16 protein-coding genes are annotated in these 19,551 nt (G+C 60.6%); 6 read left to right on the plus strand and 10 right to left on the minus strand.

The window, feature by feature from the left end; translation table 11 throughout:
* Positions 1–297 precede the first annotated feature (297 nt).
* Positions 298–1,530: a peptidase T gene (gene pepT / locus K5R89_RS18610; RefSeq protein WP_023289160.1), complete on the minus strand. Its 1,233-nt coding sequence runs from the start codon at positions 1,528–1,530 to the stop codon at positions 298–300.
* A 257-nt stretch (positions 1,531–1,787) separates the two neighbouring features.
* On the opposite strand from pepT, the gene potA reads away from it, so the two are divergent.
* Genes potA through potD form a run of 4 tightly spaced genes read left to right on the plus strand, consistent with a single transcriptional unit; the run spans position 1,788 to position 5,590 of the window.
* Positions 1,788–2,924, plus strand: a complete 1,137-nt coding sequence (gene potA / locus K5R89_RS18615; RefSeq protein WP_087827188.1) for a spermidine/putrescine ABC transporter ATP-binding protein PotA — start codon at positions 1,788–1,790, stop codon at positions 2,922–2,924.
* Entirely contained in the window at positions 2,908–3,765 is an 858-nt protein-coding gene (gene potB / locus K5R89_RS18620) for a spermidine/putrescine ABC transporter permease PotB (protein WP_004150812.1), read from the plus strand. The genes potA and potB overlap by 17 nt, the downstream gene beginning before the upstream one ends.
* Entirely contained in the window at positions 3,762–4,547 is a 786-nt protein-coding gene (gene potC, locus K5R89_RS18625; protein ID WP_004150813.1) for a spermidine/putrescine ABC transporter permease PotC, read from the plus strand. Before potB ends, potC begins: the two co-directional genes overlap by 4 nt.
* Positions 4,544–5,590 (plus strand): spermidine/putrescine ABC transporter substrate-binding protein PotD, encoded by a 1,047-nt coding sequence (gene potD, locus K5R89_RS18630; protein ID WP_217259093.1) that lies wholly within the window; start codon positions 4,544–4,546, stop codon positions 5,588–5,590. The genes potC and potD overlap by 4 nt, the downstream gene beginning before the upstream one ends.
* A gap of 45 nt (positions 5,591–5,635) precedes the next feature.
* Here the strand turns inward: potD and K5R89_RS18635 are convergent, their stop codons facing one another.
* The 9 genes from K5R89_RS18635 to K5R89_RS18675 form a co-directional block, all read right to left on the minus strand.
* The gene (locus K5R89_RS18635) at positions 5,636–7,360 is read right to left on the minus strand and encodes an aldehyde dehydrogenase family protein (RefSeq protein ID WP_217259092.1); all 1,725 of its coding nucleotides are present in this window, start codon (positions 7,358–7,360) and stop codon (positions 5,636–5,638) included.
* Positions 7,357–8,985 (minus strand): long-chain fatty acid--CoA ligase, encoded by a 1,629-nt coding sequence (locus K5R89_RS18640; RefSeq protein WP_048334699.1) that lies wholly within the window; start codon positions 8,983–8,985, stop codon positions 7,357–7,359. The genes K5R89_RS18635 and K5R89_RS18640 overlap by 4 nt, the downstream gene beginning before the upstream one ends.
* 284 nt (positions 8,986–9,269) lie before the next feature.
* The gene (locus K5R89_RS18645; RefSeq protein ID WP_050534260.1) at positions 9,270–9,614 is read right to left on the minus strand and encodes a hypothetical protein; all 345 of its coding nucleotides are present in this window, start codon (positions 9,612–9,614) and stop codon (positions 9,270–9,272) included.
* Between the two features lie 90 nt (positions 9,615–9,704).
* Complete coding sequence (gene cobB / locus K5R89_RS18650; protein ID WP_017898959.1) at positions 9,705–10,535, minus strand: Sir2 family NAD+-dependent deacetylase; 831 nt, start codon at positions 10,533–10,535, stop codon at positions 9,705–9,707.
* Positions 10,536–10,549: 14 nt separating this feature from the next.
* Complete coding sequence (gene nagK / locus K5R89_RS18655) at positions 10,550–11,461, minus strand: N-acetylglucosamine kinase (protein WP_044522096.1); 912 nt, start codon at positions 11,459–11,461, stop codon at positions 10,550–10,552.
* Between the two features lie 48 nt (positions 11,462–11,509).
* On the minus strand, positions 11,510–12,754 hold the full coding sequence (gene lolE, locus K5R89_RS18660) for a lipoprotein-releasing ABC transporter permease subunit LolE (protein WP_023289152.1): 1,245 nt from the start codon (positions 12,752–12,754) through the stop codon (positions 11,510–11,512).
* Complete coding sequence (gene lolD, locus K5R89_RS18665; protein WP_044522094.1) at positions 12,754–13,455, minus strand: lipoprotein-releasing ABC transporter ATP-binding protein LolD; 702 nt, start codon at positions 13,453–13,455, stop codon at positions 12,754–12,756. Before lolD ends, lolE begins: the two co-directional genes overlap by 1 nt.
* Positions 13,448–14,647 carry a lipoprotein-releasing ABC transporter permease subunit LolC gene (gene lolC / locus K5R89_RS18670; protein WP_023289151.1) on the minus strand — a complete coding sequence of 400 codons (1,200 nt, stop codon included), beginning with the start codon at positions 14,645–14,647 and terminating at the stop codon, positions 13,448–13,450. Before lolC ends, lolD begins: the two co-directional genes overlap by 8 nt.
* A 133-nt stretch (positions 14,648–14,780) precedes the next feature.
* Complete coding sequence (locus K5R89_RS18675) at positions 14,781–14,912, minus strand: hypothetical protein (protein WP_032428740.1); 132 nt, start codon at positions 14,910–14,912, stop codon at positions 14,781–14,783.
* 39 nt (positions 14,913–14,951) lie between these two features.
* Here K5R89_RS18675 and mfd point away from each other — a divergent pair, with 39 nt between their 5' ends.
* On the plus strand, positions 14,952–18,398 hold the full coding sequence (gene mfd / locus K5R89_RS18680; RefSeq protein WP_032452446.1) for a transcription-repair coupling factor: 3,447 nt from the start codon (positions 14,952–14,954) through the stop codon (positions 18,396–18,398).
* Between the two features lie 164 nt (positions 18,399–18,562).
* Positions 18,563–19,522, plus strand: a complete 960-nt coding sequence (locus tag K5R89_RS18685; RefSeq protein ID WP_101989516.1) for a L,D-transpeptidase family protein — start codon at positions 18,563–18,565, stop codon at positions 19,520–19,522.
* The last annotated feature ends 29 nt before the right edge of the window (positions 19,523–19,551 follow it).

Consider the following 19,551-nt stretch of genomic DNA (forward strand, 5'->3'; position numbering starts at 1 on the left):
GGCGCGCCCCCAACGCGCCCCAAACAAAGTTCCCCCCTCTGCTGTTACCCGCGGGGCGGCGTTGCGCTTGCCGGGCCTACGGTTTCTGCGGTCACCGGTTGGACTGTAGGCCGGATAAGGCGTTACCCGCCATCCGGCACGAAGACAAGTACCCGCTCTGCTGTTGACCGCCCGGCGGCGCTGCGCTTGCCGGGCCTACGGGTTCCGCAGTCACCGGTTGGACTGTAGGCCGGATAAGGCGCAGCCGCCATCCGGCGTCTTGTCCGACTCGCGGCCCTACCGGGCTGCCTGAGAAGATTAATGCCCTTTTCGTGCCGCCGTCAGCTCGGCGATACGCACGATCACCTGCACCGCTTTCTCCATCCCTTCCAGGGTGACAAACTCATGTTTGCCGTGATAGTTGTAGCCGCCGGTAAACAGGTTCGGGCATGGCAGTCCCATAAACGAGAGCTGCGCCCCGTCGGTACCGCCGCGGATCGGCTTCATCTGCGGTTCGATATCGCAGTCCACCATGGCCTGGCGGGCAATATCGACCACGTGCGGATGGGCGATCACCTGCTCATGCATGTTGTAATAACTGTCCTCGATCACCAGCTCGATATAGCAGTCCGGGTGCAGCCCCTTGCCCACCTTTTTGGCGATCTCCATCATCTTGCGCTTGCGCGCCTCGAAGTGCTTACGGTCAAAATCGCGGATGATGTAGTGCATCTCGGCCCGATCGACGCTGCCTTTGATGCTGGTGAGATGATAAAAGCCTTCATAGCCTTCGGTGGTCTCCGGCGCCTCGTCGGCCGGCACTTCGGCATGAATCCGCGCGGCCAGCGACAGCGCGTTGACCATCACCCCTTTCGCGGTGCCGGGGTGCACGTTGTTGCCGACGATCTTAATAGTCACCGAGGCGGCATTGAAGTTTTCAAACTCAAGTTCGCCGACCCCGCCGCCGTCAACGGTATAGGCCCAGCGGGCGTCAAAGGCCTCGACGTCGAAATGTTTCGCCCCTTTTCCGACCTCTTCATCGGGGGTGAAGGCCACGCGGATATCGCCGTGGGGGATATTTTTCGCCTGCAGGGTCGCCAGCGCGGTCATGATCTCGGCGATGCCGGCCTTATCGTCCGCCCCCAGCAGCGTTTTCCCGTCGGTGGTGATCAGCGTCTGCCCCAAAAGCTGATGAAGAACCGGGAACATTACCGGGGAGAGCACCTCATCGCCGATACCCAGCGCAATATCGCCGCCGCGATAGTTTTCGACAATCTGCGGGTTAACGTTTTTGCCGCTGAAATCCGGGGAGGTGTCGACGTGAGAGATAAAGCCGATGGCCGGGATATCGCCCTCGACGTTGGCGGGCAGGGTTCCCATTACCGTCCCTTTTTCACTCAGCGTTACCTTGACCAGTCCCATTTCTTCCAGCTGCGCCTGCAACAGGCGTAACAGCTTCCACTGCCCTTCCGTGCTGGGGACCTGACGAACGCCAGGCTTCGACTGCGTGTCCAAAGAAACGTACTGCAAAAAACGCTCAAGCAATTTATCCATGTAGCCACCCTCTTCTTTTGTGACAACATTATTGATAAGCCAGAAAAGACAAATATTGCGTCAGGTCATTCTTAGCCCGTAAAGCGAAATTTAATAACGGAACCGACGTTATGGTGTAAAGGTAGACTATGCAGGGGTATCAAGGATTGGCGATTACCCTCGTTTGCCGTAGAATGCTGGCCCTTATTAAAAACGTGCAACCCCAAAGGTGGTTAATCACAAACCCCGCAGCGGTCGGAAGTTTCCGTTGCGTCTACATGGGACAGAGTCAAAAATTGAATATACAACCGCGTTCGCGTTCGCCGCTGGTGCAACTGGCGGGAATTCGCAAAAGCTTTGATGGTAAAACGGTCATCGATAACCTTAACCTGACCATCAACAATGGTGAGTTTCTCACCCTGCTTGGCCCCTCTGGCTGCGGTAAAACCACCGTTCTGCGCCTTATCGCCGGCCTGGAAAACGTCGACAGCGGACGGATCCATCTCGAAGATCACGATATCACTCATGTTCCGGCGGAAAACCGCCACGTTAATACCGTATTCCAAAGCTACGCCCTGTTTCCGCATATGACGGTGTTCGAGAACGTCGCCTTCGGCCTGCGGATGCAGAAAACCCCGGCGGCGGAAATCACTCCGCGGGTGATGGATGCCTTAAAGATGGTGCAGCTGGAGGCGTTTGCCCAGCGCAAACCGCACCAGCTCTCCGGCGGCCAGCAGCAGCGCGTGGCCATCGCCCGCGCGGTGGTCAACAAACCGCGCCTGCTGCTGCTCGATGAGTCCCTTTCGGCGCTGGATTACAAGCTGCGTAAGCAGATGCAGAACGAACTGAAAGCGCTGCAGCGTAAGCTCGGCATCACCTTCGTCTTCGTCACGCACGACCAGGAAGAGGCCCTGACCATGTCCGATCGCATCGTGGTGATGCGTGATGGCAAAATCGAACAGGACGGCACCCCGCGCGAGATCTACGAAGAGCCAAAAAACCTGTTCGTCGCCAGCTTTATCGGCGAGATCAATATCTTCGACGCCATGGTCATTGAACGCCTCGACGAACAGCGCGTGCGGGCCAGCGTGGAAGGGCGTGAATGCAACATCACCGTCAATTTTGCGGTGGAGGCCGGCCAGCGTCTGCATGTCCTGCTGCGCCCGGAAGATCTGCGCGTCGATGAGATCCACCACAACAGCGACGCCGACGGCCTGATCGGCTATGTGCGCGAGCGCAACTATAAGGGCATGACCCTCGAGTCGGTGGTGGAGCTGGAAAACGGCAAAATGGTGATGGTCAGCGAATTCTTTAACGAAGACGACCCGGATTTCGACCACTCTCTTGACCAGAAAATGTCTATCAATTGGGTGGAGAGCTGGGAGGTGGTGCTGGCCGATGAAGAACACCAGTAAATTCCAGAATGTGGTGATCGCCACCATCGTCGGTTGGCTGGTGCTGTTTGTCTTTCTGCCCAACCTGATGATCATCGCCACCAGCTTCCTGACCCGCGACGACGCTAACTTCGTCAAGCTGGTCTTCACGCTGGACAACTACTCGCGGCTGCTGGATCCGCTCTATTACGACGTGCTGCTGCATTCGCTGAACATGGCGCTGCTGGCGACCCTCGCCTGCCTGGCGCTGGGCTACCCGTTTGCGTGGTTCCTTGCCCGGCTGCCGCAGAAGGTGCGGCCCCTGCTGCTGTTCCTGCTGATCGTTCCCTTCTGGACCAACTCGTTGATCCGCATCTACGGGCTGAAGATTTTCCTCAGCACCAAAGGCTACCTGAACGAGTTTCTCCTGTGGCTGGGAGTGATCGACACGCCGATACGCATTATGTTCACCCCGTCGGCGGTGATTATCGGCCTGGTGTATATCCTGCTGCCGTTTATGGTGATGCCGCTCTACTCCAGCATTGAGAAACTGGATCGGCCGCTGCTGGAAGCGGCGAAAGATCTCGGCGCCAGCAAGCTGCAGACGTTTATCCGCATCATCATTCCGCTGACCATGCCGGGGATCATCGCCGGCTGCCTGCTGGTCATGTTGCCGGCGATGGGGCTGTTCTACGTTTCCGACCTGATGGGCGGCGCCAAGAACCTGCTGATCGGCAATGTGATCAAGAGCCAGTTCCTCAATATTCGCGACTGGCCGTTCGGCGCGGCAACCAGCATTACCTTAACCCTGGTGATGGGCCTGATGCTGTTGATTTACTGGCGCGCGGCGCGCCTGCTGAATAAAAAGGTGGAGCTGGAATGATCGGTCGACTGCTGCGCGGCGGCTTTATGACCGCCATCTACGCGTATCTCTACATCCCTATTATTATTCTGATCGTTAACTCGTTTAACCGGTCGCGCTTCGGCATCAACTGGCAGGGGTTCACCACCGACTGGTATAGTCTGCTGATGAACAACGATAGCCTCCTGCAGGCCGCCCAGCACTCGCTGACCATGGCGGTGCTGTCGGCGACCTTCGCCACCCTTATCGGCTCGCTAACCGCCGTGGCGCTGTATCGCTACCGTTTTCGCGGCAAACCGTTCGTTAGCGGCATGCTGTTTGTGGTGATGATGTCGCCCGATATTGTCATGGCCATCTCCCTGCTGGTGCTGTTTATGCTGATTGGCGTCCAGCTTGGCTTCTGGTCGCTGCTGTTTTCGCATATCACCTTTTGCCTGCCGTTTGTGGTGGTCACCGTTTACTCCCGGCTGAAAGGCTTTGATGTGCGGATGCTGGAGGCGGCGAAAGATCTGGGCGCCAGCGAGATGACCATCCTGCGCAAAATCATCCTGCCGCTGGCCCTGCCGGCGGTGGCGGCCGGGTGGCTGCTGAGCTTCACGCTGTCGATGGATGACGTGGTGGTCTCATCGTTCGTCACCGGTCCGGGGTATGAAATCCTGCCGCTGAAGATCTATTCGATGGTCAAGGTCGGCGTTTCGCCAGAGGTGAACGCTCTGGCAACGATACTGTTGGTTCTGTCGCTGGTGATGGTCATCGCCAGTCAGTTAATTGCACGTGATAAAACTCAGGGGACGTTAAAATGAAAAAATGGTCACGCCACCTGCTCGCGGCGGGCGCTCTGGCAATCGGCATGAGCGCCGCCCACGCGGACGACAGCAAAACGCTCTACTTCTACAACTGGACCGAATATGTGCCGCCGGGCCTGCTGGAGCAGTTCACCAAAGAGACCGGCATCAAGGTTATCTACTCGACCTACGAGTCGAACGAAACCATGTACGCCAAGCTCAAGACCTATAAAGACGGGGCGTACGACCTGGTCGTCCCGTCGACCTACTTCGTCGACAAGATGCGTAAAGAAGGCATGCTGCAGAAGATCGATAAGAGCAAGCTGACTAACTTCAGCAACCTCGATCCGCAGATGCTGAACAAACCGTTCGACCCGAATAACGACTACTCCATCCCCTACATCTGGGGGGCGACGGCCATCGGCGTCAACAGCGACACTATCGATCCGAAAACCGTCACCAGCTGGGCCGACCTGTGGAAGCCGGAATACAAAAGCAGCCTGCTGCTGACCGACGACGCGCGCGAAGTGTTCCAGATAGCGCTGCGTAAGCTGGGCTATTCCGGCAACACGACCGACCCGAAAGAGATTGAAGCCGCCTATAACGAGCTGAAAAAACTGATGCCCAACGTCGCGGCGTTTAACTCCGATAACCCGGCGAACCCGTATATGGAAGGCGAAGTGAACCTCGGCATGGTATGGAACGGTTCGGCTTACGTCGCCCGCCAGGCCGGTACGCCGCTGGAAGTGATCTGGCCGAAAGAAGGCGGCATCTTCTGGATGGACAGCCTGTCGATCCCGGCAAATGCGAAAAACGTCGACGGCGCGCTGAAGTTGATTAACTTCCTGCTACGCCCGGATGTCGCCAAGCAGGTCGCGGAAACCATCGGCTACCCCACGCCAAACCTGGCGGCGCGCAAAATGCTCAGCCCGGCCGTGGCCAACGATAAATCGCTCTATCCGGACGCCGCCACCATCGAGAAAGGCGAATGGCAAAATGACGTCGGCAGCGCCAGCGCTATTTATGAAGAGTATTACCAGAAGCTGAAAGCGGGCCGCTAATCCCGCCGGGCGGAACCGCGGTTCCGCCCTTTTTTTGCTCTCACTTTAGCCCCTCAGCGCGCGCCAGAGGATCGCCGGCAGCTTGCGCCAGCGCGGCCGATGGTAAAAATCCACCAGCCGCTGCGCCACCGCTTCCTGCCCCCGGTGAGTAATAAACCAGGGCGGCAGGGGCATCAGCGTCAGTTCGCCATGCCACAGACTGCGCGGAAACGGCCGAAACGGCGCCTCAATCACCGTGCGCTCGGTTTTCTCCAGCATAAAGCTGTTATGCACCTTGCCCCGCCCGCTCTGAATATCGTCGAGCCTGTGGCCGGGAAACGCCCCCCACGGGCAGGGAGCTAACAGAAAGGCCACCCCGCTCCAGCAGTTGATCGCCACCGTGCCATAGCGCAGCTCGGCGATTAGCGCGTTAAAACGCTTACGCCCAATCGCCTTGCGGGTGCGCGGGTGGATCACAATATTGGCCCCCAGCGTGCCCTGCAGCCGCTGATTGGCATAGCCGATCGCCTGGCGCAAAAAGCTTTCCGCGCTGTCGGCCTCAAGGCGGGTGATCGACAGCCCCGGGCCAAAGACCTCCTGCTGGCAGAAGTCCGGATCATCCTCGGTGTTCGCCACAATCAACGGCAGCGCGTCGCCGCGGGCTATCTCCAGCGGCTGACGGGCGCGCAGGCGAAAGTCAGTCAGCCGGTTTTCCGCGCCGGGGTAATAGTCCGGACGGGTATTGGCGGCGATCAGCCGGTACAGCTGACTAAGCAGGGCCGACGCCGGCTCCCAGCCCTGCTGCAGGATCAGCACCTGGCTGGCCACGCAGTTAAACCCGCCATTGTTCATCTTCTGCGTCGCCAGCTGCTGCGCCTGAAAAGCGATATCCGCCTCGCTCCACGGACCGGGGACGATAATGGTAGGGCTGACGCCGCCCAGCTCCGAGGTCACCCGACGCGGGTTCAGCGGCGTCCCGGCGGCCCGACGCTGGCGAGCCGCCTCACCATCGCCCCAGACGATAGCGTCATGGCTCTCCCGCGAGCCGGTGATATGGATCTCATCGACAGCGGGATGGGTGGTCAGCCACGCCCCCGCCTGGGCGTCGCCGGTGACGATGCGGAGCGCATCCATGGCGATCAGCGGCGCCAGAGCCTGAGCCAGCAGATCGTGCAGATAATCATTCACCGGGTTGAGCTTCAGCAGGCAGACCTGATTTTCAATAAACAGTTTGTGTAATACGTCCAGCGGCGCGATAGAGGCCACATTCCCGGCGCCGAGCACCAGCGCCAGCTTGCCATGCCGCGCGGCCGGCGGGATATCGTATGCGGCCGCCGCGCAGCGATCGAGATTGGCCCGGGTGACCCCCGGCTGCATCCAAATTTCAGCGCGAACACCAGACAGCAACAGTCGATCCCAGAGCGTGCCGGGCACCACCCGCAGCGCCAGGCGGCCGTCCGCCAGCGTCCGCAGCGGGATCCGCCGGAGAAAGGTTTTCTCCTCCAGCTGCTCCAGGGTGGCGATAAGCCCGTTGCAGCCGACCATCAGCGCGCAGGGGCCTGCCAGCCACTCTTCGCCCGTCAGCGGATCGCCTGGCGGTAGTCCTTTGGCCCTCGCCGCCGCCTCCACCCACGCAGGAGCAATTGAAGCCAGGGCATCCTTGATCTGGCGCAGGAGCGCCAGACGACGATTCACTGAGGTCTCCGCCCAGCGCTGGCGCGCCGCCGACAAGGCGTGCAGCGCTGCGTCATACTGAGAGCAGGTCGTCAGACCGGGTCGCGCGTGGCTCATTTTCCCTCACTCATTAAAATCTCTCCATAGGCCTGGCGCAGCTGATTCTTGAGCACCTTGCCCGTGGCGCTGACCGGTAGCGCATCGACAAATATCACCCGGTCCGGGATCTGCCATTTGGGCACCCGTTTCTCAAACCAGGCCAGCAGATCGCTCTCTTCCACTTCGCCCCCTTCCACGCGAACGCACAGCAGCACCGGCCGCTCGTCCCAGCGCGGGTGACGGGCGGCGATGGCCGCCGCGCTGCGCACCGCCTGATGCGCGATGGCGATATTCTCCAGCTCAACGGTGGAGATCCACTCGCCGCCGGACTTGATGATATCCTTTGCCCGATCGCTGATCACCAGATAACCATTGGCGTCGAGCGTACCGATATCGCCGGTATCAAACCAGCCTGCCGCGGTCAGGGCGCTTTCGTCCTGACCATAGTACTGCTCCACCACCCAGTGCCCTCTGACCTGCAGATATCCCTGACTTTGACCGTCCATCGGCAGTGGGTCGCCCTCGACATCCACCACCTGTAGCTCGATGCCAAAAATAGGCCGCCCCTGACCGGTACGCTGTTTTTGCTGCTCCGGCGCCGGGAGTGCGTCATGTTTGCTCAACAGCGTGTTAATGGTGCCGATGGGCGATGTTTCGGTCATTCCCCAGGCGTGGATCAGCGTAATGCCGTAATCGTGCTGAAAGGCCTCCATCATCGACGGTGGCAGCGCGGAGCCCCCGACAAACGCACGTTTAAAATCAGGCAGCCGCATGTCCGACCGCCGCATCGCCGCCAACAGACCGGCCCAGATCACCGGCACGCCGAACGCCACCGTCACCTTCTCGGCGGCCAGCAGCTGCAGCAGGCTGTCGCCATCGAGGTGCGGCCCCGGTAGCACCAGCCGCGCGCCGACCATGGCGGCGATAAACGGCGTCCCCCACGCGTTGACATGGAACATCGGCACCACCGGCAACAGGCTATCCCTGGCCGAGATCCCGGCGGCGTCCGGCTGATTGCCGCTCAGGGCATGCAGGACCAGCGAACGATGGGTATTCAACACCCCTTTCGGTCGGCCGGTGGTCCCCGAGGTGTAGCAGAGCGAGGCCGGCGTCAGTTCATTGAGCGGCGGCCAGCGATAGTCTGCCATCCCCTGCTGCAACAGTTCGTCAAAAAACAGCAATGAGGGCAGCTGGCTGAGCGCCGCTTCGCTGCAGGGCGCCATCAGCACGACGTGTTTCACCGTCGGCAGCTGCGGCAGGAGCTGCGCCACCAGCGGCAAAAAGGTCTGGTCAAAGAACAGCACCTCGTCGGCAGCGTCGTTGAGGATATACCGCAGATGGTCAACCGACAGCCGCGGATTGACGGTGTGCGTCACCCAGCCGCCGGAGGCGACGGCAAAATAGATCTCCAGGTGGCGGCGATTGTTCCATGCGAGGGTGGCGCAGCGGGCGCCCGGCGGCAGCCCCAGCGACGCCAGCGCCGATGCCAGCCGCTGAGCGCGGCTGGCCACTTCCCCCCAGCTGCTGCGCTCCTTCTCCCCGCCGGCCCCCACCGAGACGATCTCCGTCTCGCTGTGGTATTGCGCCGCATGGCTGAGCAGCGCGGTGGTAGTGAGATCCTGATAAATCATCGGTGACGGCATGGCGGGGTCTCCTTTACAGACTTCCGGGCGGGGGAACAGGGTCGCGGCGCGAACGTGCGGACGCCTATTGAATCTGGTCTACATTTGCCGGTCTGCACAAAAAAACGCACGGAAATCAGCGGTCACGCACAAAATTATCGCGGGTAATCGCTCAGAAAGGAGAAGCCGAGAATGATATGACGAAGGGCATTGCCCGGCGCCGGTCCGGGCGATATCGCCAGAGCGACCGCCGGGGGACTGACGATAGCCTGGAGTACGTGATGCGCGCCTCAGAGGAAAGCGGATCAACGTCGCCCATCGTCAGGCTGGCCTTTGTCCTTCCCTTTTTCGGCTCGCCGTTGCACAAAATCTTCAATGATGCCGAAGAGCCCGTTGAGGGGTTTCCACAGCACCACCAGCAGCAGCATGGGGCCGTATACCCGCACACCGCCCGTCGCGACCTGACCGGTAAACAGCAGGGCTAAGCCATCCAGCAGCAGGCACAACGCGCTGCCGGTGCCGATCAACAGGCACAGCAGGAAGAGGATCGGTCGGCTATCGGCGTATTCAGGTAGCGCACGCTGGCTCCAGATGCCGACGATAATGGACGCGATCAAGGCGATCGATGCAATGACCAGGGGATGATGCATGGTCTGACTCCTGTCATGACGTGACATCCTTGTCAACAGCGCTGCCGGAAGCGGTGGGCGTCGCCCTGACCCCCGGCAGGCTGATTCAGTTTACAGCGCGTTTTCCTGCAGCAGCTTATCGATAAAGGCGGGTACCACTTCGCTTGCCAGCCCGTAGTGCTTTTCGGCAAACTCGCTGCCCACCTGGCTGGGCTCGAGGTTCAGTTCAACGGTATGGGCGCCGTGCAGTCGCGCCTCGTGCACAAAGCCGGCCGCCGGATAGACGTGGCCGGAGGTGCCGATGGCGATAAAAATATCCGCTTCGGCCAGCGCGCTGTAGATCTCGTCCATCCCCAGCGGCATTTCGCCAAACCAGACCACGTGCGGACGCAGCGCCGCCGGGAACTGACAGCAGTGGCATTTGTCCTCTGCGGTGACGTCCCCGGTCCACTCCAGCACCTGGCCGCTCCACGAACAGCGCACCTTCAGCAGCTCGCCGTGCATATGGATCACCCGGCGGTTGCCGGCGCGTTCATGCAGATTATCGATATTCTGGGTGACCAGCAGAAAATGGTCGCCCAGCAGATCCTCCAGACGCGCCAGCGCCAGATGCGCCGCGTTCGGCGCGATCTCCGGACTCTGCAGCTGACGACGGCGGGCGTTGTAGAACGCCTGCACCAGCGCCGGGTCGCGGGCGAAGCCTTCCGGCGTCGCCACATCTTCCACCCGATGCTCTTCCCACAGGCCATCGGCCGCGCGGAAAGTTTTGATCCCCGACTCCGCCGATATGCCCGCGCCGGTTAACACCACCACTCTCGGTTTGGCCATCGCTTCAGGCTTCATCCTGTCCTCCCTAAAGAAAATCCGCTGACGCAGACGGTCACGCAACTGACGTTTATTGCGACGAAAACGGCTCAATCGATGTAAACGGCGCGACTGCATAGCTACCTCTGTGGTTAATGGCTCAGATGAAGGAAGGCCGCACCGCGCATTCCCCCGGCATCGCCGTGGCGCGCGCGCTCAATGCGCGGTACCCTGGCGACCGGCAGAAGATGGCGCGGCAATCGCTGCGCCAGCCCTTCGCTAATGGCCGTAAAGTTAGATAATCCACCGCCGAGCACCAGCAAATCCGGGTCGACAATGGTCAGTATATTTCCCAGACACACCGCCAGCAGATCGAGATAGCGCTCTACATGCGCCTGGGCGCGCGGATCGTGCTGCTGCCACTGCGCCACAATCTCCGGCGAGGTAAGCGGTTGCTGATAAAAATGTTCATACAGCCAGGCGAAACCGCGGCCGGAGAGATAATTTTCAATGCAGCCCAGCTGGCCGCAGCCGCAGCGAAGCAGCGGAAAATCACGCCCGACCACCTCCAGGGCATCCACCGGCAGACGAATATGACCAAACTCGCCGGTGATATAGCTATGTCCGGTAATCGATTTACCGTTCAACACCAGGCCGCCGCCCACGCCGGTGCCGAGGATCAGCCCCATCACCAGCGGGTATTGCGTAAACTCATCGTCCCACGCTTCCGACAGCGCGAAGCAATTGGCGTCATTATCGAGGCGCACATCGCGCCCCAGCCGCGCGCTGAGGTCGGCGCGCAGCGGCCGGCCGCTGGCGGCAGGCACGTTAGCGGCATACAGCGTGCCGTCCGCCGTTTCCGGCATCCCCGGGATACCGATCCCAACCGTCCCCTGCCGGTCGAAGCGCGCATCGGCCTCGCGGACCAGCGCCTCCACCGCCTGGAGAAAATCCTCATAACTGCTTTTCGGCGTGGCGACGCGTTTTTCCCACTGCAGCCGCCGCTCCTGATTAAATACGCCCAGCGCTATCTTGCTGCCGCCAATGTCAAATCCATAGTACATTTCAGCAATTCCTCTTGTGTCGTCAGCCAGGCCGACGATGACGATAAATTACTGGCCACTCAGCACCCTCGCCGGGTCGATACGGCTGGCGCGGCGGGCGGGATACCAGCTGGCCAGCAAACTCAGCAACAGTGCTGTCACCAGCACATAAAAGACGTCCAGCCAGTGCAGTTCAGACGGCAGGAAGTCAATAAAATAGATGTCGCCGGAGAGGAATTTATGCCCAATCAGGTATTCGATGCCGTTGATGATTGACGTCAGATTCAACGCGCAGATCACGCCGATCACCACCCCGAACAGGCTGCCTACCGATCCGGCTAATAAACCATACCACACGAAAATCGCGCGAATTAAGCCGTCTTTTGCGCCAAGCGTGCGCAGCACCGCAATATCGCCGCTTTTGTCTTTGACCGCCATCACCAGCGTCGAGACGATGTTGAAGCAGGCCACGCCGATCACCAGCACCATCGCCAGGTACATAATGGCGCGGATCATCTGGATATCGCGATACATATAGCCGTAGGTGCCAATCCAGCTCTTGATGTAGACGTAGCTGTTGGTCACCTCGCCGGCGTCGCGCACCAGCTTGTTAGCATGGAAAACGTCGGTGACCTTGATGGCAATGCCGGTCACGCTGCCGCCCATCTCCAGGTACTGCTGCGCATCCTGCATCGGGATCATGGCAAAACTATGATCGAGCTGGCCGCTCAGCTGTAAAATACCGGTCACATGCAGCCTGACGCGTTTCGGCTGCAGCAGTTGATGGTCGGCGTCGGCGTTAGGGATCATGATCGACACCCAGTCCCCCTGCTTCACGTGCAGGGCATCGGCGACGCCTTTACCCAGAATCACCTGCTGTTCGCCGGCCTTGAAGCCGGCCCACGCGTTATTCTGCACAAAGGTGGGCAGCGCGCTGAGCCGGGTTTCCTGCTGCGGGTCGACCCCTTTCACCTGGATGGCGCGCATATTGCTGCCGCTCTCCACCAGGCCGGTGAAGTTAATATAGGGCGCCGCCGCGACAATCCCCTTCACCTTCTGCACCTTCGCCAGCGCCTCCTGCCAGTTATTCCACGGCTGGTTCACGGGTTCGATTTCACCGTGCGGCACCACCGCCAGCACGCGGTGGTTCAGCTCGCGCTCAAAGCCGTTCATCGCGCTGAGACCGACGATCAGCACCGCCACCCCCAGCGCAATGCCGATGGTGGAGATCACCGAGATCAGCGACACCATGCCGCCGCGCCGCCGGCCGCGGCTGAAACGCAATGCAATTAATAACGATAACGGAGAGGCCATTACTCGGCCCCCATCAGGGTCAGGTCGGCGGTCAGGCGGCCATCGCGCATCTCCAGCTGGCGGCTCATCCGCTTCGCCAGCAGCAGGTCGTGGGTCACCACCAGAAACGCGGTGCGCTGCGCGAGGTTCAGTTCGCCCAGCAGCTGGAAGATGCTGTCCGCGTTGCGGGCGTCGAGGTTCCCGGTCGGCTCATCCGCCAATACCAGCCGCGGTTTGTTCACCAGCGCGCGGGCAATCGCCACCCGCTGGCGTTCGCCGCCGGAGAGCTCCGACGGACGGTGTTGGCTGCGGTGTTCAAGCCCGACCGCCTGCAGCATTGCTTTCGCCTGGCGTTCAATGTCCGCCGGCTTCTTTTTACCAATCAGCAGCGGCATCGCCACGTTTTCCAGCGCGCTAAAGTCCGGCAGCAGATGGTGGAACTGATAGATAAAGCCCAGCTCGCGGTTGCGCAGGTCGGCGCGCGCGGCGGTGGAAAGCTTACTCATCGGCTGACCGGAGAAAATCACGTCGCCAGAGGTCGGCGTATCCAGGCCGCCGAGCAGATGCAGCAGGGTACTTTTGCCGGAGCCGGAGGTGCCGACGATGGCCATCATCTCGCCTTCATCAATGCTGAAGCTGACATTGTGCAGGACATCGGTTTGCACATTGCCTTCCTGATAGCGTTTGCACAGGTTGTCGCATTGCAGCAGGATCTTATTCATAACGTAAAGCCTCAGCGGGTTGAGTGGCGGCAGCGCGCCAGGAAGGGTACAACGTAGACAACAATGCCAGCGCCATCGCCACCAGGGCGATCACGACGACCTGCAGCGGCTCAATCGCCACCGGCAGCGCCGCGCCGTCAAGGAAGGCGCCGATGATCGGCATTAAATTATTCAACTGGCTGGCCAGCAGCGCGCCAAGCACGGCTCCCAGCAGCGCGCCGACGATCCCGGCGCTGGCGCCCTGCACCATAAAGACGGCCATAATCTGTCGCGGCGTCAGCCCCTGGGTCTGCAGGATCGCCACTTCGCCCTGCTTCTCCATCACCATCATCCCCAGCGAGGTAATAATGTTGAAGGCCGCGACGGCGACGATCAGGCTGAGCAGCAGGCCCATCATATTTTTCTCCATACGCACCGCCTGGAACAGTTCGCCCTTGCGCTCGCGCCAGTCCTGCCACTGGGTGCCCGACGGCAGCGTCTGCTGGCTGAGGGTATCCACTTGCAGCGGTTTATCCAGCCACAGGCGCCAGCCGGTGATATTCCCCAGCGGATAGCGCATCAAACGGGAAGCATCGTCGATGTTGGTCAGCATCTGATAACCATCGACTTCGCTGTTGGCGGCGAAGGTGCCGATGACTGTAAACAGACGCTGGCTCGGCACGCGCCCCATCGGCGTAAACTGGCTGGCGGAGGGGACCATCACGCGAATTTTATCGCCGCGATTCACCCCCAGCTGGCCCGCCAGCTGCTCGCCGAGAATCACGTTATATTTGCCCGCCTGCAGATCGCTCTGTTTGACGTTCACCAGGTACGGTGTCAGGGGATCGTTCTGCGCCGGGTCGATGCCCAGCATCACGCCGACCGCCACGCTGCGCGCGCTCTGCAGCACCACGTCGCCGGTGGTGATCGGCGCCACGCGGGTGACGCCCTGGAGTTTCGCCTCGCGCTCCGGCAGCTGTTGGGGATTCACCGAACCCTGTTTGGCGCTAAGAATGGCCTGGGGCATCAGCCCCAGGATGTTGTTTTGCAGTTCGCGTTCAAAGCCGTTCATCACCGACAGGACCGTCACCAGCGCCATGACGCCGAGGGTAATACCGATGGTGGAAAGCCAAGAGACGAAACGACCGAAGCGGTCGGCTGCGCGCCCGCGCATATAGCGCAGGCCGATAAAGAGTGCGGCAGGTTGGTACATGTCATCCATCTGGTTGCTGATAGCCGATTCCCGAGTATATAAGCGATTAGGGGCAGCGTAAATGACTGATACCTGACGACTTTATTAGCAATAATCCTAAAAATCAAGCAAATACAAACGGATAGATAAGTACTTACTTATTAATCTTTACGCTTATCGACAGCGCTGACCTTTCTTCACTCAACACGCGATGGCAATTCGGGTTGGCGAATCCAGACCAATCGCGGATAATCTCACTATTGAATATCAGCGAGTTGCCCTCCATATCGGCAGAGCGAATCCCTAAGAGACCATGAAACCGTCTATGCCTGAACAATATCGATACTCATTGCCGGTGAAAGCCGGTGACCAGCGCCAGCTTGGCGAGTTGACCGGCGCAGCCTGCGCCACCCTGGTGGCGGAGATGGCCGAACGCCACAAGGGCCCGGTGGTGCTGGTGGCGCCTGACATGCAAAACGCGCTGCGTCTGAACGACGAGATCAGGCAGTTCACCGACAGCCTGGTGATGGGGCTGGCGGACTGGGAAACGCTCCCTTACGACAGCTTCTCGCCGCATCAGGACATCATCTCCTCCCGTCTTGCCACTCTTTACCAGTTACCCACTATGCAGCGCGGCGTGCTGATCGTCCCGGTCAGCACGCTGATGCAGCGCGTCTGTCCGCACAGCTTCCTTCACGGCCACGCGCTGGTGATGAAAAAGGGTCAGCGCCTGTCGCGCGATGCGCTGCGCGACCAGCTCGAGGGGGCCGGCTACCGCCATGTCGATCAGGTGATGGAGCATGGCGAATACGCCACCCGCGGCGCGCTGCTCGACCTGTTCCCGATGGGCAGCGACCAGCCCTACCGCCTCGATTTTTTTGACGATGAAATCGACAGCCTGCGCCTGTTCGACGTCGACAGCCAGCGCACGCTGGAGGAAGTGGCGGCCATTAACCTGCTGCCGGCGCACGAATTCCCCACCGACCAGACCGCCATCGAGCTGTTCCGCAGTCAGTGGCGCGACCGCTTTGAGGTGAAGCGCGACGCCGAGCATATCTATCAGCAGGTCAGTAAAGGGACGCTGCCTGCCGGTATCGAATACTGGCAGCCGCTGTTCTTCAGCGAGCCGCTGCCGCCGTTATTTAGCTATTTCCCGGCCAGCACGCTGATCGTCAACACCGGCGATCTCGAGGCCAGCGCGGAGCGTTTCCAGAATGAAGCCCGCGCCCGCTTTGAAAACCGCGGCGTCGATCCGATGCGCCCGCTCCTGCCGCCGGAACTGCTGTGGCTGCGCAGCGATGAGCTGTTCAGCGAACTGAAAAAGTGGCCGCGCGTTCAGCTGAAAACCGAGCGCCTGGCCGAAAAAGCAGCGAATACCAACCTGGGCTACCAGACGCTGCCGGACCTCGCCGTCCAGGCGCAAAACAAAGCGCCGCTGGATAATCTGCGCCGCTTCCTCGACGCGTTTGCCGGTCCGGTGATCTTCTCCGTTGAAAGCGAGGGTCGCCGGGAAGCGCTGAGCGAAATGCTGGCGCGGATCAAAATTGCGCCGAAACACCTGCTGCGCCTGGAGGAAGCCACCGGCAACGGGCGCTATCTGATGATTGGCGCCGCCGAGCACGGGTTTATCGACAGCCAGCGCGGCCTGGCGCTGATTTGCGAGAGCGACCTGCTCGGCGAGCGCGTAGCGCGCCGTCGTCAGGATTCCCGTCGCACCATTAACCCTGACACGCTAATTCGCAACCTTGCCGAACTGCATATCGGCCAGCCGGTCGTTCACCTGGAACACGGTGTGGGCCGCTATGCGGGGATGACCACCCTGGAGGCGGGCGGCATCACCGGCGAATACCTGATGCTGACCTACGCCAACGATGCCAAATTATACGTTCCGGTCTCCTCGCTGCATCTTATCAGTCGCTACGCCGGCGGAGCGGAAGAGAACGCGCCCCTGCACAAGCTGGGCGGCGATGCCTGGACCCGGGCGCGGCAAAAAGCGGCCGAGAAGGTACGCGACGTAGCGGCCGAACTGCTGGATATCTACGCCCAGCGCGCGGCGAAAGCCGGGTTTGCCTTTAAACACGACCGCGAACAGTATCAGCTGTTCTGCGACGGTTTCCCGTTTGAAACCACGCCGGATCAGGCGCAGGCGATCAACGCCGTCCTCAGCGATATGTGCCAGCCGCTGGCCATGGACCGCCTGGTGTGTGGCGATGTGGGCTTCGGCAAGACCGAAGTGGCCATGCGCGCCGCCTTCCTCGCCGTGGAGAACCACAAACAGGTGGCGGTACTGGTGCCGACCACCCTGCTGGCTCAGCAGCACTATGACAACTTCCGCGATCGTTTCGCCAACTGGCCGGTACGCATCGAAATGCTCTCCCGCTTCCGCAGCGCTAAAGAGCAGGCGCAGATCCTCGAGCAGGCCGCGGAAGGCAAAATCGATATCTTGATCGGCACCCATAAGCTACTGCAGAGCGAGGTGAAGCTGCGTGATCTGGGGCTGCTGATCGTCGACGAAGAGCACCGGTTTGGCGTGCGGCATAAAGAGCGCATCAAAGCGATGCGCGCCGATGTCGATATCCTGACCCTCACCGCCACGCCGATCCCGCGAACGCTGAACATGGCGATGAGCGGGATGCGGGATCTGTCGATCATCGCCACGCCGCCGGCGCGCCGCCTGGCGGTAAAGACCTTCGTTCGCGAATACGATGCGCTGGTCGTGCGCGAGGCGATCCTGCGTGAAACGCTGCGCGGCGGTCAGGTTTACTATCTGTTTAATGACGTCGAGAACATCCAGAAAGCCGCCGACAAGCTGGCGGAGCTGGTGCCTGAGGCGCGGATCGCCATCGGCCACGGTCAGATGCGGGAGCGCGAGCTGGAGCGGGTGATGAATGACTTCCATCACCAGCGCTTCAATGTGCTGGTGTGCACCACCATCATCGAAACCGGGATCGACATTCCCACCGCCAACACCATCATTATCGAACGCGCCGACCACTTTGGCCTCGCCCAACTGCACCAGCTGCGCGGCCGCGTTGGCCGCTCCCATCACCAGGCCTATGCCTGGCTGCTGACGCCGCATCCGAAGGCGATGACCACCGATGCGCAAAAGCGCCTCGAAGCCATTGCCTCGCTGGAAGATCTTGGCGCCGGCTTTGCGCTGGCGACCCACGATCTAGAGATCCGCGGCGCCGGGGAGCTGCTGGGCGAAGATCAGAGCGGTCAGATGGAGACCATCGGCTTCTCCCTGTATATGGAGCTGCTGGAGAATGCGGTAGATGCCCTGAAAGCCGGGCGCGAGCCGTCGCTGGAAGATCTCACCAGCCAGCAGACGGAAGTCGAACTGCGCATGCCTTCCCTGCTGCCTGATGATTTCATCCCCGACGTCAATACCCGTCTGTCGTTCTATAAGCGCATTGCCAGCGCCAAAAACGAACAGGATCTGGAGGAGATCAAAGTCGAGCTGATCGATCGTTTTGGCCGCCTGCCCGACGCCGCGCGCAATCTGCTGGATATCGCCCGTCTGCGTCAGCAGGCGCAGAAGCTGGGGATCCGTAAGCTGGAGAGCAATGAAAAAGGCGGCGTGATCGAATTTAACGAGAAAAACAACGTCAATCCGGTGTGGTTGATCGGCCTGCTGCAGAAGCAGCCGCAGCACTTCCGCCTGGACGGGCCGACGCGCCTGAAGTTCATGCAGGATCTCGAGGAGCGTAAGACGCGGATGGATTGGGTTCGCCAGTTCATGCGCCAGTTGGAAGAGAACGCCGTCGCCTGATCGCAGGGAGATACGGCCGGTACGCCGTATCTCCCTTTTCACATATCTGGCAATCTTTACAAACATTTTGCAATCCGCCTGGATTTCCCCACACAGACTCACGCCATAATCTCATCTCCTTTTTCATATAAAAATAACCAGTTATATATTTTGGAGTTATGGTAATGAGAAACCGTTTCCCCCTGGCGCTGGCGCTGGCGCTGGTCGCGCTGGTTGCCGCGCTGGCGCTGCCTGCGCACGCTAACACCTGGCCCCTTCCCCCGCCGGGCAGCCGGCTGGTGGGGCAGAATCAGTTCCATGTGGTGCAGGATAACGGCGGTTCGCTGGAGGCGATTGCCAAAAAGTACAATGTCGGCTTTCTGGCCCTGCTGCAGGCCAATCCCGGGGTAGACCCCTATGTTCCGCGCGCCGGCAGCGTGCTGACTATCCCCCTGCAGACGCTGCTGCCCGATGCGCCGCGCGAAGGGCTGGTGATCAACCTTGCCGAACTGCGCCTCTACTATTACCCGCCGGGCAAGAATGAAGTGACTGTCTACCCGATCGGCATCGGCCAACTGGGCGGAACCACCATCACACCGACGATGGTCACCACCGTGTCCGACAAGCGGGCTAATCCGACCTGGACGCCAACCGCTAACATTCGCGCGCGCTACAAAGCGATGGGGATTGAGCTGCCGACAGTGGTGCCTGCCGGTCCTGACAACCCGATGGGCCATCACGCTATCCGCCTTGCCGCCTATGGCGGAGTCTATCTCCTGCACGGCACCAATGCCGATTTCGGCATCGGCATGCGCGTCAGCTCCGGCTGTATTCGTCTGCGCGACAACGATATCAAGGCGCTGTACAACACGATCTCGCCGGGCACGAAGGTGAATATTATCAACACGCCGATTAAGGCGTCGGTGGAGCCGGACGGCCGCCGTCTGGTCGAAATCCACCAGCCGCTGTCTGAGCATATCGATGACGACCCGCAGACGCTGCCTATTACGCTTAACGCGGCCATGAAGGCGTTCAAACAGGCGCCGCAGACCGACGGTACGGTAATGGAGCGCGCGATGAATTACCGCTCGGGCATGCCCATTGACGTTACCCGTCATGCCGACCCTGGTCCGCAGTCGCTGTAACCTCACGCTGCAGAAAACAAAAAACCCGC

The organism is Klebsiella sp. TF21-TM (genome assembly GCF_019753495.1).
GTDB classification, from domain to species: domain Bacteria; phylum Pseudomonadota; class Gammaproteobacteria; order Enterobacterales; family Enterobacteriaceae; genus Klebsiella; species Klebsiella quasipneumoniae.

Bases quoted from the DNA above. Each gene is read 5' to 3' on its own strand.
- pepT (WP_023289160.1), bottom strand. From the start codon at position 1,530: ATGGATAAATTGCTTGAGCGTTTTTTGCAGTACGTTTCTTTGGACACG.
- potA (WP_087827188.1), top strand. From the start codon at position 1,788: ATGGGACAGAGTCAAAAATTGAATATACAACCGCGTTCGCGTTCGCCG.
- potB (WP_004150812.1), top strand. From the start codon at position 2,908: ATGAAGAACACCAGTAAATTCCAGAATGTGGTGATCGCCACCATCGTC.
- potC (WP_004150813.1), top strand. From the start codon at position 3,762: ATGATCGGTCGACTGCTGCGCGGCGGCTTTATGACCGCCATCTACGCG.
- potD (WP_217259093.1), top strand. From the start codon at position 4,544: ATGAAAAAATGGTCACGCCACCTGCTCGCGGCGGGCGCTCTGGCAATC.
- K5R89_RS18635 (WP_217259092.1), bottom strand. From the start codon at position 7,360: ATGAGCCACGCGCGACCCGGTCTGACGACCTGCTCTCAGTATGACGCA.
- K5R89_RS18640 (WP_048334699.1), bottom strand. From the start codon at position 8,985: ATGCCGTCACCGATGATTTATCAGGATCTCACTACCACCGCGCTGCTC.
- K5R89_RS18645 (WP_050534260.1), bottom strand. From the start codon at position 9,614: ATGCATCATCCCCTGGTCATTGCATCGATCGCCTTGATCGCGTCCATT.
- cobB (WP_017898959.1), bottom strand. From the start codon at position 10,535: ATGCAGTCGCGCCGTTTACATCGATTGAGCCGTTTTCGTCGCAATAAA.
- nagK (WP_044522096.1), bottom strand. From the start codon at position 11,461: ATGTACTATGGATTTGACATTGGCGGCAGCAAGATAGCGCTGGGCGTA.
- lolE (WP_023289152.1), bottom strand. From the start codon at position 12,754: ATGGCCTCTCCGTTATCGTTATTAATTGCATTGCGTTTCAGCCGCGGC.
- lolD (WP_044522094.1), bottom strand. From the start codon at position 13,455: ATGAATAAGATCCTGCTGCAATGCGACAACCTGTGCAAACGCTATCAG.
- lolC (WP_023289151.1), bottom strand. From the start codon at position 14,647: ATGTACCAACCTGCCGCACTCTTTATCGGCCTGCGCTATATGCGCGGG.
- K5R89_RS18675 (WP_032428740.1), bottom strand. From the start codon at position 14,912: ATGGAGGGCAACTCGCTGATATTCAATAGTGAGATTATCCGCGATTGG.
- mfd (WP_032452446.1), top strand. From the start codon at position 14,952: ATGCCTGAACAATATCGATACTCATTGCCGGTGAAAGCCGGTGACCAG.
- K5R89_RS18685 (WP_101989516.1), top strand. From the start codon at position 18,563: ATGAGAAACCGTTTCCCCCTGGCGCTGGCGCTGGCGCTGGTCGCGCTG.